Source organism: Stieleria sedimenti, from assembly GCF_025060895.1.
In the GTDB taxonomy this organism is placed as follows: domain Bacteria; phylum Planctomycetota; class Planctomycetia; order Pirellulales; family Pirellulaceae; genus Stieleria; species Stieleria sedimenti.
In genome coordinates this window covers 47,928-65,467 of sequence record NZ_JANZKV010000072.1, presented here as the reverse complement: position 1 = coordinate 65,467, position 17,540 = coordinate 47,928, and the positions used below count along the sequence as shown (strand labels likewise).

9 protein-coding genes are annotated in these 17,540 nt (G+C 61.9%); 3 read left to right on the top strand and 6 right to left on the bottom strand.

What is annotated here, in order from left to right:
- Positions 1 to 29: 29 nt before the first annotated feature.
- Positions 30 to 1,016 (bottom strand): GDSL-type esterase/lipase family protein, encoded by a 987-nt coding sequence (locus NZK35_RS11325; RefSeq protein WP_259632642.1) that lies wholly within the window; start codon positions 1,014 to 1,016, stop codon positions 30 to 32.
- Positions 1,017 to 1,127: 111 nt separating this feature from the next.
- Here NZK35_RS11325 and NZK35_RS11320 point away from each other — a divergent pair, with 111 nt between their 5' ends.
- Positions 1,128 to 4,160, top strand: a complete 3,033-nt coding sequence (locus NZK35_RS11320; protein ID WP_259632641.1) for a PSD1 and planctomycete cytochrome C domain-containing protein — start codon at positions 1,128 to 1,130, stop codon at positions 4,158 to 4,160.
- Positions 4,161 to 4,167: 7 nt separating this feature from the next.
- Entirely contained in the window at positions 4,168 to 5,616 is a 1,449-nt protein-coding gene (locus NZK35_RS11315) for a DUF1501 domain-containing protein (RefSeq protein ID WP_259632640.1), read from the top strand.
- A 163-nt stretch (positions 5,617 to 5,779) separates the two neighbouring features.
- On the opposite strand, the gene NZK35_RS11310 is transcribed toward NZK35_RS11315, so the two are convergent.
- A complete protein-coding gene (locus tag NZK35_RS11310; protein WP_259632639.1) occupies positions 5,780 to 6,274 on the bottom strand; it encodes a hypothetical protein in 495 nt (164 codons plus the stop codon).
- Between the two features lie 191 nt (positions 6,275 to 6,465).
- On the opposite strand from NZK35_RS11310, the gene NZK35_RS11305 reads away from it, so the two are divergent.
- On the top strand, positions 6,466 to 9,903 hold the full coding sequence (locus NZK35_RS11305) for a PVC-type heme-binding CxxCH protein (protein WP_259632638.1): 3,438 nt from the start codon (positions 6,466 to 6,468) through the stop codon (positions 9,901 to 9,903).
- Positions 9,904 to 10,120: 217 nt separating this feature from the next.
- Here NZK35_RS11305 and NZK35_RS11300 read toward each other — a convergent pair whose 3' ends face one another.
- From NZK35_RS11300 to NZK35_RS11285, 4 genes are all read right to left on the bottom strand, one after another.
- Positions 10,121 to 13,975 carry a WD40 repeat domain-containing serine/threonine protein kinase gene (locus NZK35_RS11300; protein WP_259632637.1) on the bottom strand — a complete coding sequence of 1,285 codons (3,855 nt, stop codon included), beginning with the start codon at positions 13,973 to 13,975 and terminating at the stop codon, positions 10,121 to 10,123.
- Complete coding sequence (locus tag NZK35_RS11295; RefSeq protein WP_259632636.1) at positions 13,956 to 14,780, bottom strand: sigma-70 family RNA polymerase sigma factor; 825 nt, start codon at positions 14,778 to 14,780, stop codon at positions 13,956 to 13,958. Before NZK35_RS11295 ends, NZK35_RS11300 begins: the two co-directional genes overlap by 20 nt.
- 124 nt (positions 14,781 to 14,904) lie before the next feature.
- Positions 14,905 to 15,669: a 4'-phosphopantetheinyl transferase family protein gene (locus NZK35_RS11290; RefSeq protein WP_259632635.1), complete on the bottom strand. Its 765-nt coding sequence runs from the start codon at positions 15,667 to 15,669 to the stop codon at positions 14,905 to 14,907.
- A gap of 2 nt (positions 15,670 to 15,671) precedes the next feature.
- Positions 15,672 to 17,378, bottom strand: a complete 1,707-nt coding sequence (locus NZK35_RS11285) for a bifunctional folylpolyglutamate synthase/dihydrofolate synthase (RefSeq protein WP_259632634.1) — start codon at positions 17,376 to 17,378, stop codon at positions 15,672 to 15,674.
- Positions 17,379 to 17,540: the final 162 nt, after the last annotated feature.

Sequence of the window (17,540 nt, the reverse complement as noted above, 5' to 3'; positions counted from 1 at the left end):
TAAAGCCTGCACACCAGCGGCTTGGATCGCTACTTGAGCACTTGGTCGCCGTAGAGATCGACGAGCGCGTCGGTGACAAATTCGGCGATCACCCCGCTGCCTCGGGGATTGCTATGAATCCCATCATCGCTGAGTTGCGCGTCCGGCAGCCACATCCCCGGCGGCGCCGCCGGACTCATCAAGACGACATGCCGCAACCAGCGATCGTCAATCAACTGCAAATCGAATTCGTAAGCCAGTTCGCGCTCCAGACTGGCGTAGGGATCGATCATAAAGCCGCGTGGGATTTCCATCAGGACGGGTTCACAATCATTGGCACGGCAGAGCTTGATCATTGTCGTCAGATTCGCCTTCGTGCTCGCCCGACTGTGCCATTTCAGGAAATCGTGCCCGCCGAGTTCGATGATGACGGCCTGTGGGTGGTGCACCATCGATCGCTCCAAAATTCCGATCGCCGGGCCCGTCGCGATCCCCGACGCTCCTAAATTGATCACCGGAACGCGTATCCGTTGTTCGAGCTGGCCGGGATAGCCGCGATCGGGAATCATCCCCTGAGTCAAACTGTCGCCGATGCAGACGACCGGGCGTCCGGGATGGAAGGCGACGTCATGATCACAGGTAGCACTGCGCCGATATTCCACCCACATCCATCCCCACATCAACACCAACAGAGCGACCGTACTGGTCTGGAACCGTCCTTTCGCAGGCATCGGCTGTGACCGCAGCCGGAATCGCCAAATGCCCAGCATCACCATCGTCAGTGCCAACAGCACCATTGCGGGAGTTCGCGGGACGAGACGAACGACAAGGATCAGCGTACAAGCAAACAGCGGCCAATACCCGGGCGATCCCCTGTAGACCGCGAGGGCGTGCGAGAGGATCCAGCAGGCGATCATCCAGGGCAGCCAGTGCGGAAAACAGAGCAAACTGGCGACAATCGCCAAGCAAATCCCGATTGTTCGAAAGATTCGGCGAAAGATGCCGGTTGTTGCCTGTGATGTGACTTCGTCGGGCATAAAATGGTGGTTCCCGCCATGGGATGTGTCGCAGCGTCCCGAGTATTGTAACCTTCCGACCGATCTCGCCCCGCCTCCCAAGACCTTCGGCTGTTTGGCCGAACTCGCCCCATGCATCGTTTCCAGATCGCCGCCCTTCGTGTTCTCGCTGCCAGCGTTTTTGCCGCCCTTGGCTTCATGGCGGCCACAGATTCCCACGCCGCGGACCGCCCGATTCGGTTCAATCGCGATGTCCGCTCGATCCTGAGCGACAAGTGCTTTGCCTGTCACGGTCCGGATGCCCAGACGGTCGAGGGAGGGTTGCGACTCGATCTGCCCGACGAAGCCACCGATGCATCGACCGGAGCGATCGTTCCGGGGTCGCCGGACGAGAGCGAAGTGGTTCGGCGAATTTTATCGACCGAAGACGACGAAGTGATGCCACCGCCATCGTCGCACAAGAGCCTGACCGATGCCGAGCGTGACGTGCTGGTCCGCTGGATCGCCGAGGGTGCGCCCTACGAAGCGCACTGGGCCTATGAACCGATGCACCCGATCGAGGTGGACGGAAAGACCGGGTCCAGCAATGCGACCCGGATGATCGACCACAAGATTGCGGCGCGACTGGCCGACGAAGGCATCCAGCCGACCGGGCAAGCCGACCGGATCACGTTGATTCGTCGCCTGTCGTTCGATTTGACGGGCATGCCGCCGACGGCCGAAGAAGTCCAAGCGTTCGTCAATAATGAGTCAACCGATGCCTATGCGGATCTGGTCGACAGGCTGTTGAATTCACCACGCTTCGGCGAACGGATGGCGATCTATTGGTTGGACCTGGTGCGTTACGCCGACACGGTGGGTTATCACGGCGACCAGAACGTGTCGCAATCGCCCTATCGCGATTACGTGATCAACGCCTTCAACGACAACATGCCGTATGACCGTTTTGTGCGCGAGCAGCTCGCCGGCGACTTGCTTCCCGATGCGACACTCGACCAACAAGTGGCTTCGGGCTACAACCGGCTGAACCAGACGACCGAAGAAGGTGGATCGCAGGCGAAAGAGTATTTGGCGATCTACTTTGCCGACCGGGTCCGAAATGTTTCGCAGGTCTTCATGGGCGCGACGATGGGCTGTGCCCAATGCCACGACCACAAGTACGACCCGTACACGACGCGTGACTTTTACTCGCTGGGGGCTTTCTTTGCCGACCTGGACGAACGCGGCGTCTATGGGGCGCGCAGCCGACCGCCGATGATCCGCGTCCCCGGTGAAAGGCTGCTGGCAGAACTGGCGGAGATGGATCGCCAGGTCGGTGCGCTCCGGGCGGAAATCGAACCGCTGCGGCAATCGCTGGTCGCGGTCCAGGATCAGTGGGAAGCCGACGTGATCGACCGGATCGATGCCCGGCAAGAAATCGAAACGATTTGGATCGACGACGCGCTTTCACTGGAGGCCAATCCGAGCGGCGACTGGCGTTTTGTTGCCCAGGACGACGCGCCGGTTCATCGCGGTGCGACGTCGCGAAAACAGCAAAGCAAGGGTCTGACCCAACACCTGTTCGACGACGCCAAACAGCCCTTCGTCGTCACAAAAGACGCTCGGTTTTTCTGTTGGGTCTATCTGGATCCCAAAGACCCGCCGGCGGCGATCATGTTGCAGTTCAACGACGGCGATTGGACGCACCGCAAGGTCTGGGGCAGCGATGACATCACGTATGGCCGACAGAAGGAGAGCCATGCGGGCTATCGGCGTGGCGGAGTGCTTCCTGCGACGGGCCAGTGGGTGCGGCTGGAAGCAACCGCCGAGGAAGTCGGTTTGGCTGAAGGGGCCAAGGTCAAAGGGATGGCGTTCACCCAATTTAGCGGCCTGGTTCACTGGGACGATTGCGGCGTGATCACCGCCGGCGGTATTCCGACCGAAGTCGCCGAAGCCTTGCGAGTCAACCAAGACCAGCGGTCGGATCAACAGCGTCAAGCGATCACCGACTACTACGTGGCGGAATCCGAGCAGATGGCTTCGCTGCAAAACCAGATCCGAGAATTGGAAACCCGTCGCAAGGCAAAGTACGAAACGGCTCCCGAAACCGTCGTCTCGCGGAGCATCACCCCGCGAACGATTCGGATCCTGCCCCGCGGCAACTGGATGGACGATTCCGGCGACGTCGTCACCCCGGCGATCCCGGCGTTCTTGGGAACGTTGGACACCGGCGAGGCGCGACCGACGCGGCTTGATTTGGCCGATTGGCTGTGCCGCGAGGACAACCCGTTGACCGCCCGGACGATGGTCAACCGATTGTGGAGCCTGTTGTTTGGACGGGGGATCTGTGCCAGCGTCGATGACTTCGGCGGCCAAGGGACGTATCCGTCGTATCCTGATCTGTTGGATGCCTTGGCGATCGATTTCATCCAGTCGGGCTGGGACGTCAAACAGGTGATGCGTTCGATCGCGATGAGCCAGGCGTACCGGCGTTCGTCGACGCCGACGGCGGAACTTGCACAACGCGATCCTTACAACGATCTGTTCGCCCGGCAGGGGCGATTCACCGTGGACGCGGAAGTGGTCCGTGACGGAGCGCTGGCGATCAGCGGCCTGCTGGTCGAAACCGTCGGCGGGCCGAGTGTCCGTCCGTACCAACCGGCGGGCTATTACGCACAACTGAATTTCCCGCGCCGCACCTACGTTGCCGATGACGGCTCGAACCAATATCGGCGCGGGCTGTACACGCACTGGCAACGCACGTTCCTGCACCCGATGCTCAAAGCCTTTGACGCGCCCAGTCGCGAAGAATGCACGGCCCAGCGGGCACGGTCCAACACGCCGCTACAAGCACTGGTGTTGCTCAACGATCCGACCTTCGTCGAAGCGGCACGCGTGTTCGCCGAACGCATCATGCGTGAAGGCGGACAGAACGTCGACCAACGGCTGCAATGGGCCTACCAGAGTGCCGTCTCACGGGCCGCGCCTGCGGAGATCGCCGAACCATTGCTCGCCGTGTTCCGGGATCACCTGGAACACTACCGGTCCAACGTCGACGAAGCGGGGAAACTGATCGCCCACGGCGAAGCACCGGTGCCCAGCGATCTGGATGTGGCTGAACTGGCCGCCTGGACAAGTGTTGCCCGCGTGATCTTGAACCTTCACGAAACCATTACGCGTTACTGAGACCGCGATGAATCCTGAATTCAATTCTCTCCACCAGCGACTCGCACGGCGGACGTTTCTGCGCCGCACCGGTATCGGTTCGGTCGCGTTGGCATCGTTGCTGAAATCCGACTTGGCGTCCGCGGTTTCGGCGTCATCGGCGACGTCGTCCGGCGTGAGTGCTTTCGAAGGCGTTTTGGCCCGCCCGCACCACGCGCCGCGAATCAAACGCGTGATCCACCTGTGCATGGCCGGCGGCCCCAGCCATTTGGAAACGTTCGACTACAAACCGGTCCTGGCCGAGATGGACGGCAAACCGATGCCGGAGTCGATCACTGCCGGTCAGCCGATCGCACAGCTGCAGGGCAAAGAACTGAAGGTGATGGGCCCGCAGCACAAGTTCATCGCCCGCGGCGATAGCGGACTGATGATTTCCGAGGTGTTCAAACACATCAGTGGCTTAGCCGATCAGATGTGCGTCGTCAAATCGATGCACACCGAACAGATCAACCACGATCCGGCGCACACGTTTTTTAATACGGGCACGGCGATCAGTGGACGCCCCTCGATGGGATCGTGGGTGCTGTACGGGCTGGGAAGCGAAACAGAGGATCTGCCGGGGTTCATCGTCCTGACCAGTGAAGGCGGGGGGCAAAGTCAGCCGATCAGTTCGCGGCAGTGGCACTCGGGTTTTTTGCCCAGTCGTTACCAAGGTGTCCAGATGCACGCCAGCGGAAACCCGGTCCACTATGTCGGCAATCCGGAGGGCGTCGGGCGTGACCAACAACGCGACATTGTCGACGCAGTTTCGCGGATCAACCAGATTCGAAACGAAGAACTGAACGACCCCGAAATCGCGACGCGGTTGGCCGGTTATGAAATGGCGTTTCGGATGCAGGCCTCGGTGCCAGAGTTGACCGACATGTCCGGGGAGACGCAACAAGTCATCGACCAATACGGCTGCACGCCGGGTGACGGCTCGTTCGCCAGCAATTGTTTGCTCGCCCGCCGATTGGCCGAGCGCGGCGTGCGGTTTATCCAGCTCTACCATCGCGGCTGGGACCACCACGGAGGCGTCAAGGCGGGGGTGGCCAAGACGGCGGAGCTGGTGGACCAAGGCACCGCGGCTCTGGTTCGGGATCTGAAGCAGCGCGGCATGTTGGACGAGACGCTGATCGTCTGGGGCGGTGAATTCGGCCGCACACCGATGGCCCAAGGCAGCGGACGCGACCACCACATCAAAGGGTTTTCGATGTGGCTGGCCGGTGGCGGCATTCGCGGCGGAACCAGCTACGGGGCGACCGATGAATTCGGCTACAACGCGGTGGAAGACAAAGTCCACGTGCGAGACTTTCACGCCACGATGCTGCATTTATTGGGCATCGATCACAAGCGGTTGACCTTCAAATTCCAAGGCCTGGACTTTCGCCTGACCGGCGTGGAAGAAGCCCGCGTGGTGCGAGAGTTGTTGGCGTAAGCTCGATGCCGCTGATTTTGGCATGAAGGTGTTCGCGGAACGGCGCGAGCCGTCCGGTATCGCCATCAGAGACCGGAGGGCTCGCGCCCTACCGCTAACAAACAGCGGAAGAGACCGGAGGGCTCGCGCCCTACCGCTAACAACGCAGGATGCTTACCCCACTTCAGACCAACGACCGCGCGTAGCTCAAGACGAACAGCACCATGTGCAGGGGCAAGGTGCCGATGGCGGCGTAGCGAAAGCGGCGTCGGGAGAACAGGCCGATGATCGACAAGACCGTCCCGAGCACGGCGACCAAGGCACCTCCGGCGGGAAACCACCACGTGCCCAGGGCCGCAAACACCAGCACGACGACCGCGGCCGACGAGGCGCCCATGGCGGTGTAGAGGAACGGCCCGTACTCTCCGTAGGCTGCCTCGCCCGAAAGCGTCAGCTTCTCGGCCGGTTCGGACGGCGTTGCCAGATCCGCCGGGTCGACACGGAACGGCGATCCGATGCGGACCGGCGTCTCCGAAGCAAGGCTGGCCGCAGCCCCGTCGGTGGCTTTCGGTTCGACGAGCTTGGCGACAAAGGGGGCGTCCCCGGTTACCGACGGATCGGCGTTTTCGGTTGATCCGGGCGGGTCGTTCAAGGGTGAGGCGTCGTCGGTTCGATTCATAGACGATGATACTGGGGTGTCGGCGTTGGAGTTTCCCGAACCGATCTCGCTCGTTGACACAGCAAAGCGACTATTCTACCGGATCTTCCTGGCGGGCAGATAGCCATTGAGTTGACGTATTGAATGATGTGTCGATATTAGGTTTGTCGTGCCCCTCCGCAACCGTTTCGTTTCTACCCGATTTAGATTTCATGACTCTCCAGCTTTGCAGTTCCTGGTGGTGCCGCCTGACGGTTCGAAACGGGCTTGGCGGAATCCACTCGATCCGATCACGTGTGGGCGAGGTCGCGGTGCTAGCCTTGGTGATCTCACTGACCGGGCTGGGAATCGGGAAGGCCGGGGCGGCGGACGTTGAAACCGCCCGACCGTTGCCGCCCGAGATTGCCAAGGCGTCCCAAGAGCCGATCGAAGCGATGTCTGCCATTCGGATCCCCGACGGTTGGACGATCAGCGTGTGGGCGGCCGAACCCGATGTCGCCAACGTCGTGGCGTTTGACATCGATCGACACGGACACCTCTATGCGTGCGAAACATTTCGACAGAATCGTGGCGTGACCGACAATCGCGGCCACGACCAACAGTGGCTGATGGCCGATCTGGCGTCCAAGACGGTTCAGGATCGCATCGACTATCACAAGCGACTGCTGGGGGAGGCCGCGGTGACCTACACCCAGCACGACGACCGGATTCGGCGGTTGTCCGATACCGACGGTGACGGTCGGGCCGACAGGAGCGTGGTGCTGGCCAGCGGATTCCATCAATTGGAGGAAGGCACCGGCGCCGGCGTGCTGGCCATCGACGGCGATGTCTACTACACCTGCATCCCCAAGCTTTGGAAATTGGTCGACCAGGACGGTGACGGCAAAGCCGACGAACGCGTCGTGCTGTCGGACGGGTATGGAGTCCGAGTCGCGTTTCGCGGCCATGACTTGCATGGACTGATTCGCGGCTACGACGGGCGACTGTACTTCACGATCGGAGACCGAGGCTACCACCTGCGGACGGCCGAGGGCGAGGTCTTGTCCGACCCGGCCAGCGGGGCCGTGTTTCGCTGCGAGTTGGACGGCACCGGACTGGAAGTGTTCGCCCGTGGGTTGCGAAACCCACAGGAGCTCGCGTTCAACGATCGTGGCGATTGGTTTACCGTCGACAACAACAGCGACAGTGGCGACCAGGCCCGCATCGTCCATCTCTTGCAGGACGGCGACACCGGCTGGCGGATGTATTACCAATACCTCAGCGATCGCGGCCCCTTCAACCGCGAGAAAATCTGGCATCCGGTCAACGCCGACCAGCCCGCGTCGATCATCCCCCCGGTGGCCAATTTCACCGATGGGCCGAGCGGTCTGGCGTACTACCCCGGTACCGGATTCGGTGACCAACTCGACGACACGTTTCTGATCTGCGATTTCCGTGGCGGCCCCAGCAATAGCGGCATTCGAACCTTCAACGTCGAACCGGCCGGCGCAACGTACAAGCTGGTCGCCGATGCTCAGCCGATTTGGACGTGCCTGGCCACCGACGTCGCGTTCGGCCCCGACGGCGCGCTGTACGTCAGTGACTGGGTCGACGGGTGGGATGGTCTGGGCAAAGCTCGCATCTATCGCATCAGCGACCCCGAACACGCCGACGATCCCGTGGTCGCGGACGTGAAGCAGAGACTCGCCGGCGACTGGGACGTCTTGTCCCCGCAAACCCTGGCCGATTGGATCGGGCACACCGATCGACGGATTCGCCTGGAAAGCCAATGGGAACTTGCCTCCCGTGGCGAAACCGACACGCTGGCCGCGATCGCCGCAGACACCGACGCCCCGCCCCAGTCACGTTTACACGCGGCGTGGGGGCTGGGCCAAATTGCGCGTCAAAGCGGGTCGGGCGAAGAACCCGATGCGACCGCCAAGCGAACGTTGGTCGAATTGATCTCGGGCGCCGACGCGGATCTGTGTGTCGCGGCGTTGACGATCGTCGGCGAACTGGGCTGGACCGATGCTTCTCAACCCGCCCGAACGGCGCTCAAAAGCGACAACCCGCGGGTGCGATACGCTGCAATCGACGCACTCGGACGGCTGAAAGACGCCTCGGCGATCGAAGCGGTCCTGGCCAACGCGGGAACCGTTGACGCCAACGATCCGGCGATCCGCCACGCGGCATCGATGTATTTGACGCGGGCCGTCAAAGCGGATCGGATTGCCGCGCTGGCCAAGCACCCCAGTGCCGCAGTACGGCTGTTGGGCGCGATCGCGTTAGGAAGGCTGTCCAGCGGTTCGGTCGCGAAATTCCTGCACGATGCCGATCCCCGCGTGGGCTTGGAGGCCGCACGAGCGATCCACGACAAACCGATCGAATTTGCTACCGCCGCGCTGGCGGAAATGATCCGACAGCCGCTGGAATCCGAAGCGTTGGCAAGACGCGTCCTGAACGCGAATTACCGGATCGGCAGCGCCGAAGCGGCCAACGCGATCGCGACTTACGCGACCCGTTCCGAAGCGAGTGAAGCGATGCGGATCGAAGCGATCGAGATGCTGGGCAATTGGAGCTCGCCGGGGCCGCTGGACCGAGTCTTGGGTGACTACCGCCCGCTGGATCAACGTGACGCCGCCTTGGCAGCCGCCGCCCTGGAACCGCAAATCGATCTGTTGATGGCCGCACCAGAAAATGTGCGACTGCGAGCGATCGAAGTGGCCGCGACACTGGGAATTAAAAAAATCGCCGGCGCACTAGTCGAGCAAGTCGCCGAATCCAGTCGCAGTTCGGACGCGCGTGCACGGGCGTTGGTGGCGCTGGCGCGTCTGGACGCCCCCGGCGCCGTCCGGCTGGCCGAATCAATTCCCGTCGACAATGCGCGTGGCCCGTTGGGACTGGCTAGTCTGTCCGTGCTGGCCGATCACGCGGCCGAAAAGTCGATCGATCGATTCATCGCGTCCACTTCCAATACCGACACCCGAATGCGGCAGAAGGCATGGGACATCCTGGCCGAACTGAAAAGTCCCGAAGCGGACGCGGCGATCCGCCAGGCCGTCGACCAATACCTCGACGGCAGCCTGGATGCCCGCGTGCAATTGAATGTGATCGAAGCGGCCAAGGGCCGCCTGGACGATCCACAACAAAAGCGTTTGGACGAGTACCGCACCGAATTGGCCCAATCGCAACCGCTCGGCAAATGGCTGGATTCTCTTTCCGGAGGCGACCCCGAGCGGGGGGCCACGTTGTTCTTTGGAAAAACCGAACTCTCCTGCGTCCGCTGTCACAAAGTCGATCGCGCCGGCGGCGAGGTGGGCCCCAATTTGACCGTGATCGGGAAAGAGCGTGACGCCCGCTACCTGCTCGAATCGATCTGTCTGCCCGATGCGAAGATCGCCAAGGGATTTGAAACGGCGGTCATCGTGGACATCGACGGTCGTGTTCACAGCGGCATTGTGAAATCCGAAACCGACGAGGTCGTCGAACTGATCCTTGCCGACGGCAGCCAACAACGGATCTTGCAAGATGACATCGAAGTGCGGCGGAAAGGCAACTCATCGATGCCCGCCGACCTGACCAAACTCATGACACCGCGAGAATTACGTGACCTGGTCGCGTACCTGGCCAGCTTGCAAGTCGATTCGAGAGCGGCCACGGACGTGGAGTGAAACGAGGGATGACAGAATGATTCGGGTCAGAATGATGGGGATGAGTGTAGGCGGGCGTCCAACGCCACCAGCGTTGACACCACACGCGGTGGTTTTTTGTTAGCGGTAGGGCGCGAGCCCTCCGGTGTTTCGGGAACGATGAGGGACCGGAGGGCTTGCGCCCTGCGGCTAACACCTCGTCAAACGCAGGGAATAAATGCTTCACAGCGTTGCCCCGCTACTCTCCCCGCGTCGCCTCGTCGACCAAACGGATGACTTCGATCCGGGAGTTGGCTTCGGCGATCATCAGGTAACGATCGTCGGGGCTGAACTCGACTCCCACGACACGCTCTTTCCGTGGTTGCAAGGCGATCAATTCCAACCCGCTGTGCGTGTCCCAAATACGGATGACTCGATCGGATCCGACCGTCACGATCCGGTCCCCCGTGATCGAAGCGGTCACGCGGGTCACGGGGCTGCTGCTGACCAGCAAACGCTGGCCCAGCTGGGGTGATTGCGAGTCCGCGACGACGTCCGGCAACGGGGCGTCCAATGGATGTGCGAGGTGGCCGGCCGTCGACGGAAAGGTCAAATCGTCATCCGGGATCTCACCCGGATTCCAGATCGCACAACTGCCGTCGTCACCGACCGTTGCCACCTGATTTCGATCGGCAAGCCAAACCAGGTCATTGACCGCACTGGGATGCGCCTTCCAGACTTGCACCGGCGTGTCCGCCCATTGCCATTGGCCGTCAGCCGATCTCGAGAGCGTGGCATAGAAAACGCGTCCGGCCCGGGTGCATCCAAAGATCCGATCGCCCGACGGAGCCACCTTCAGTCGAGAAATGCCTCCGAGCCGGGGCAACACCAGTTCTTGCGGGGGCGCATCGGTGGTCAAATCGTAAAGCAACAAACTCTCTTGGCGAATCACTGAATTGCCGTTCGGATTCGCTTTGGCGGCTTCTTGCGAAAGCTTGACGTCCTGAGCAAAGGACGCGGCGAGATGTTGCGAATCGATCAGGCTGACGGCGGTCAAGACGGCGCGTCGCTGGGCGTCGATCGACCGTCGAGCGACGAATTCGGTTCTTCCCGCTTCAAACACCGTGAGAGTGCTTCGGGTATGGACGGCGAAGCGGGGTGGTCCCGACACTGTCGGCCGAACATCGCCATGAAGCTGCATGCTGCCGATCCCGCGCGCCGCCCGGACACGTCGCAGTTCAACGTCCAGCTTGTGTTTGCTCAGCGAGAAGGTCTTGTAGAGCAGGTTCCGTTGACGTTTTGCCCCCGAAATCGCGACGGCAATTTGTCGTGGCGAAACCCAAGCGGCATCCACCAACATTCGATCGGAAACATTCAGCGTTTCGATCGCGTCGTGGCCGTCGTTGGACCACAACAGCACCTTGCCGTCGTCGCTGGCGGTGAAGAGAAACGGTTCACAAAAACGAAACGGCGGCTCGCCCGATTTCGGTTGTTTGGCAAACTTGCGGCAGGGGGCAAGGTAAAGCACGTCCCCGACCGTGTTCTCGTGCCCGCGGTAATCACGGATCAGTCGAATCGCGAACGATTCGGTGGGCCGCGAATGGGGATCGTCAGCGGACTTGTCTTCGGACGGCGACGCGTCAGGCTTGCCCGCCTTCTTCGGCGGCGTCGACTCAGTCGCCGACTCAGTTGGCGGCGCGGATGCCTTGGCGGGTTGCGGCGACTCGGCGGCGGAAATCCCCGTCAGCAACCAACGTGAAACGTTGCCGTCACGACCGCTGACGATCAATTCGTCTCCGTCGGGAGAGAAGCGAACCTGCGCGGCCGCTCGCTGACTCGCCTGGAACTGACTCGGCGGATGTCTCAGCGGCATTCGCAAATCCTTGACGTAAGTCATTCCGATGTCGTCGCACCAAGCGATCCGATGCGTTTGGGGGTGAAAGTCCAATCCACGCATGCCCAGCCCGCGCCAGATCAAACCTTCTTGGCCGAACGCATCGGGGGTGACCCGCCACTGTTCCACAAACCCCATCGATCCCATCGGCGCGTCGAAACGTCCGCGGGTGAAAACAAACCCGGTGTCATCGGTGAATTGCAGCGCGGTGATCGCGGGCCGGTCGGACCACTGGCGTTCATGCGTGAGGGTCAACTCGCCGGCATCATTTTGCTGCAACACGACCAACCAACTGTGCTCGTCGAGGGCGCGCGTTCCGCTGGCGGTCGACCCGCCGCCGACCAGCAGTCGTGTCGAATCGGGGGAAAAGGCGATTGCATGACCGCGTCGCAACTTGGGCAGGGCGATCCGCTGGTCTTGTTCGTTTTCCTGCAGATCCCAAACCGTCACCGCGCCGTCTCGATCAATCCAGCACAACCATTTTTCGTCCGGGCTGACGGCCAACGCGTGGACCGAGCCCTGTGATCGGACGAGAATCTGTGCGGGGCCGAGTCCGCGTCGTTTGTCCTCGTCGGCGTTGAAGAACTCGCGATCGGACGGCAGCTTCCATTTCAAAATGGTCCCATCGCTGCAGGCGGCAAACATCCATTGGTGTCGACGCGAAACGGCCAACGCGTTGACCGCCACGGTCGGGGAGACACCCGGGACATCGGCATTGAGCACGGTCGAGGGAGAGTGGGAAATAAGATCGAGCAGTCGCCATTCCCAATTCCGCATCGAATCGGGAATGTTGCGCAACAGCTCCAGCCCGCGGGTGCGGTCGCCTTCGGCCAACTCATGCGACGCCCGCGACAGTTCGACCATGTGGCGGTGGACCAGCAACGCCTCGCGTTCGGCTTCGCTTTGTGCGTTTTGGCGGACCAGACGATTGGCACGATCGCTCAGTTGGATGTGCCGCACCTGGGCGACCAGGATTCCCATCAGCAACATCAAAACCACCGGGATTCCCATCACCAACAACGCATAGGCGGGATGCAGTCGACCCCAAACCCAAATGTTTTCCAACAGCGACACCTTGCGTGCCCGGATCGGCTCGCGTCTGCGAAACCGTTGTAAATCATCACGCAGATCGGCTGCCGATCGGTAGCGTGCCGTGGGTGATTTCGCCAAGCACCGCAGCGTGATGGTTTCCAGATCACGAGGGATCGCCGCGCGACGGCTGCGGGGAGGCGTCGGAATTGCGGTCTTGTTCGCCTGCAGCACTTCGCGTGCTTTTCCGACAAACGGCGGCGTTCCGACCAGCATCTCATACAAGATGGTGCCCAGCGCATACAGATCCGTCGCCGGCTGGTTGGCGTTTTCGGCCCCTTCGGCCTGCTCGGGACTCATGTAGGCCGGCGTCCCCAGGACCGTGCCCTCGGTCGTCAATCCGGACGAAAACTGGGGGTAGCTGGCCAAGCCGAAATCGAGAACCATGGGACGGTTCTTGTTGAGCATCACGTTGGCGGGCTTGAGGTCGCGATGCACGATGCCATGGTCGTGGGCACAGGCGACCGCGTCGGCCATTTGCGACATCCAGTCCGCCGCCTGATCAAAATCCAGTGGACCGTGATCCTTCAGATACCGGGCCAGCGACGGTCCATCGATCCACTGTTGGATCAAGATCGGCAAACCGTCCTCGATCAAGACCTCGTGGACTTGGACCACGTTGGGATGCGTGATGGCAGCCGCGGCACGAGCCTCGGTTTGAAAACGTGCCGCACTGGTTTCACTGGTCACCCGCGAAGCATGCGGGACCTTGAGCGCCACCCAACGCGCCAGCCGAGCGTCTCGCGCACACCACACACTGCCGGTCGCCCCGGTGCCGAGCCGTTTGCGGATTTCGAACCGTCCCAGCCAAACCTTGTCACGATCCAGCGTGGCCAACTCGGCCAAACGGCTCGACGTCGGCAAGCGACGGCTGTTCAGATCGCTGGCGGGAACCTTGACCGTCTGATCGCGGGTCTCTTCGGCGTCGCGGTACGCCGCGTCGATGGCGTCGAGTTCCTGAGTCAACTGAGTCCGCCAATCTTTCGGCACCCCGGCCAGAAACGGAGCCCGTTCGACCTCGCCTTCTTGAAGCGACGCTTCGTAGGCATCGCACAACCGATCGATCGTGATCCACTTCTCGCGTGAATCTTCTGCGGATCCCCCGTGCGAATCAGGATTGCCGGTGTTCATCGGAGTTCTCCAAAATCGGACTCCACAATCGACGGATCAAATTCAGTTTTCGCTCCACCGTCCGCGTGGCGCAGCCGAGTTGCTCGGCGATCTCCTCGTTGGTGAACCCATGCAACTTCAACGAGACGATCCCACGCAAGGTCGCTTCGGAGAGTTGTTCCAGAAACCGCTCGATCGCTTCGTTGGACGCCGCCTGTTCGGCACCGGAGCGTTGGTTCCTGTCGCGAACCGCGTCGAGCGGATAATCTTCATGCTTCCGCCCCACACGTTTCGAAGCGAATTCAATTCTCGAAGAACTCGGGTTGGCCCCATCGCCGAGCGTGAATCGGTTGCGCCCACTCGCAGTCGCACCCGACCGGGACACACCGGGGATCGACGAACCCGTTTGAGGCTCAAGCCGATTCAAGCGGTTTGATCGGAGCGGTTCGCCAGTTGCCGGCTCGCCGGCCTGCGGTTCGGCGGGACGACGTCCGCCTTCACCGCCGCGGCACAATGCGTTGTCGTAGCGCACCGAGTCGATCGCTTTGTTTCGGGTCAGTCGCGCCAGGATCGCCCAAGCCTGTCCGCCGGTGACGAGCGCGTCCAGTTGGCCCGTTTCGATCCGGTCGAAAAAACTTCGGAAGGCGCTTTGGGCCACATCTTCCTCGTCGGCCAAACCGCCGCCGGGGGTCAGCCGAGTCCGCGCGACTCGCTCGACCTGGCCGCGGTAACAACGATACAGCTTTGCAGCGGCGGCCTGACGTTCTTCATCGGTTCCCGCCTGACGAAGCTGATTCAAGATCAGGGTGATTGAGCTTTCAGACATAAGCATTGAGGCGGGAGGGGGTGAAAAGCAACGTCTCAAAACGTCGAGCCGCCTAACTCCATCTACCCACAGTCTGACACATCCTGGACCGTTTTGTCAAAGTTGTTCTCCGACATTTGAGCGATTACTCGTCCCCCCCAATGAGATCCTCAAACGGCTGCCAGTTGACCCTCGCCGGCGAAGTCTCGCCCGTCACGGCGACCGCAGCGGAGGCGATGAACCCTTCTCTTGGTGAAGAGCACACGAAACTCCATTGTTTTTCCATCCCCAACCCCGGCGCTAGGAAACGAATCACGGGTCGCTCAGAATCAATTTGCTCAAACGCAAAATCGGCCAGGGGCGTGTGCAATCCCGTCCCGATGGCTTTGATGAAGGCTTCCTTGAGGGTCCAGATTCGCAGAAAAAAGTACTGCTGCAAGTCGCTCGGCTGGCGACGCAAAAACTGCACTTCCGGCTCGGCAAAGTACCGTTCGGCCAGTTCGGTCGAAGTGCGACGGTGAATCGATTCCACATCCACGCCGACCAAATCGACGTGCGGATCGGCGACGCCGCAGAGAACCAGACCGTCGGTGTGGGCGATGTTGAACGGCTGAATCGCTGCGTCGGGCATCACGACTTGCGGTTTGCCGTGTCGGCCCGTTCCGAAACGAATCTCCTGGGGCGGGACGTTGCGGTCTGCAAGCAGGCAACGCGCCATGGCCCGACCGACGACATGTTGGTTGCGAGTGGTGGTGCGTTGGAAACGATCGGCGTGGATCAGTTCGTCCTGGGCCAGCCACCGTTCACAGCGACGTTCAAATTCGCCGCGCTGGTCGGTCGACGTCGCCGCATGCCAAACCCGCAGGTGGCAGGATCGCGGCTGTGCCTCGGGGGTCTCAGGATGCATCATGCTCACGACGCCTGGTCGGTGGGATCCGCCGCCGCGCAGCGGTTGTCGCTGCGCCGCAGATTGGACAGCGATATCAGCCGCGGGCGCAGTTCACCGGCCAGAAAAAACGACCCGCAGATGATCAACGTTCCGCCGCCCTCCGCCGCCGCGCCCGCCGCCGCGCCGCCCGCCGCCGCGATGCCCTCGTCGAGCGCCTGCTGTGGATCCCCGACGCAGCGAATCCTGACGGTTCGATCCCGTCCGCTTGCCGGCGTGTCGGCGGGCGGGGCGAACGCGTCGAGCAACTGATCGGCCGACACCGAGCGTGGATTGGTCGTGTAGCGGGTGCAGATGATTTCGTCGGCAATCTTGCCGAGTTCCGCCGCCATCAACGAGATATCCTTGTCCCGACTGGTCGCGAAGATCACGACGAGGGGGCGGCTGTACCGCCCCGTCGGGTTCAAATCGCTGCGATCAAGGGGCGACTCGATCACGCGGCGACTGATCGTTTCGCACAACGCCAAAATCGAATCGTGATTGTGTGCGGTGTCCAGCACCACTTGGACGGGGGCGGTATCGAGCGGCGATTGCGGCCGCAACCAAAACCGTTCCAATCGGCCGATGCAGCGAACCCTTTGCAGCCCCGCGGCGATCTGTTGGTCGCTGACGGACAATCCCTGGCCGACGTGCGGGCCCTGGCCGACGTGCGGGCCCTGGCCGACGTGCGGGCTGTTCAACAGCCGGATGATCGAGATGGCGATCGCCGCGTTGTGAACCTGGTGTGCCCCATCGAGCGCGAGGAACAGAGGCAATCCATTGATCGATTCCCCCGCGGCTTGATCCCGCGAGGCCAGTTCGGGGGCGGAGGCGTGATAGATGAATTCACTGCCGACGGCCAATTGCGGACCGATCCGAACGTCAAAGGCCAGTCCCTTTTCAAACAGGACGCTTCCGCCGCGTCGGGCCGCCCGACGGATCGCCGCCTGCGCCTCCGGTTGGACCGCCCCCGAGACGACCGGCACGCCGCCTTTGATGATCCCTGCTTTCTCGGCCGCAATTTCCCCGATCGAGTCTCCCAGGACGCGTTGGTGGTCCAGGCCGATCGAAGTGATCGCCGCAACGGTGCTGGCACACACATTGGTGCTATCGAGACGGCCGCCCAGGCCGACCTCTAAGACGAGCACGTCGCAGTCGTTGCGGTCGAAGTGCAGCACCGCCATCGCCGTGGTCAATTCGAAAAAGGACACCGGGTTGCCCGACGCATCGAGCGGATCGACCACGGGGGCGACCTGTTCGACCAATTCGATCAGGTCCTGGTGGCTGCAAGGCACGCCATCGATCCGAAAGCGTTCTTCCAGATCGGTCAGGTGCGGCGAGGTGTACAAGCCGACGCGATAGCCCGCGGCAGTAAGAATTTGGCTGACCATCGTCGCGGTGGAGCCCTTGCCCTTCGTGCCGGCCAAATGAATCAGGGGAACTTTGGGGCCGCGATCGAGTTGCCGGTCGGCCGCCTGGCGATCCTTGTGGTTGCCGCCGCCGCGGGGGCGGCGATGGAGGTAGCCGCCGAGTCCGAGCCGCTGAAACAATTCTTCGGTGCGTTCGAGCCGAAAACGATGGTCATCCCGGCTGCCGGCGGTTCGTTCGTAATCGATCCGCTCGTAGAGGTACGCGACGGCCTGCTGGTAGTCCGATCGGCGACTTGGCGGTTCGACGTTGCGCGGATCAAGCACGAAGTGGTCTGGAGCAAGGGGAATTTAGCGTTTTGGTGCGGGCGTTTGCGGCCTGTCGGTTGAAGCCCGCGTGCGTCGGCAAGGGCTGCGCCGCGCCCCACGCGGACGCGTCGGGTGAACGAGACCGCGTTGAATTCGGACGATCGACTCCATCGACAGGCC

Excerpts from the sequence above, each read along its gene's own strand:
- NZK35_RS11290 (WP_259632635.1), bottom strand. The coding sequence starts at position 15,669 with ATGATGCATCCTGAGACCCCCGAGGCACAGCCGCGATCCTGCCACCTG.
- NZK35_RS11300 (WP_259632637.1), bottom strand. The coding sequence starts at position 13,975 with ATGAACACCGGCAATCCTGATTCGCACGGGGGATCCGCAGAAGATTCA.
- NZK35_RS11315 (WP_259632640.1), top strand. The coding sequence starts at position 4,168 with ATGAATCCTGAATTCAATTCTCTCCACCAGCGACTCGCACGGCGGACG.
- NZK35_RS11305 (WP_259632638.1), top strand. The coding sequence starts at position 6,466 with ATGACTCTCCAGCTTTGCAGTTCCTGGTGGTGCCGCCTGACGGTTCGA.
- NZK35_RS11320 (WP_259632641.1), top strand. The coding sequence starts at position 1,128 with ATGCATCGTTTCCAGATCGCCGCCCTTCGTGTTCTCGCTGCCAGCGTT.
- NZK35_RS11325 (WP_259632642.1), bottom strand. The coding sequence starts at position 1,016 with ATGCCCGACGAAGTCACATCACAGGCAACAACCGGCATCTTTCGCCGA.
- NZK35_RS11310 (WP_259632639.1), bottom strand. The coding sequence starts at position 6,274 with ATGAATCGAACCGACGACGCCTCACCCTTGAACGACCCGCCCGGATCA.
- NZK35_RS11295 (WP_259632636.1), bottom strand. The coding sequence starts at position 14,780 with ATGTCTGAAAGCTCAATCACCCTGATCTTGAATCAGCTTCGTCAGGCG.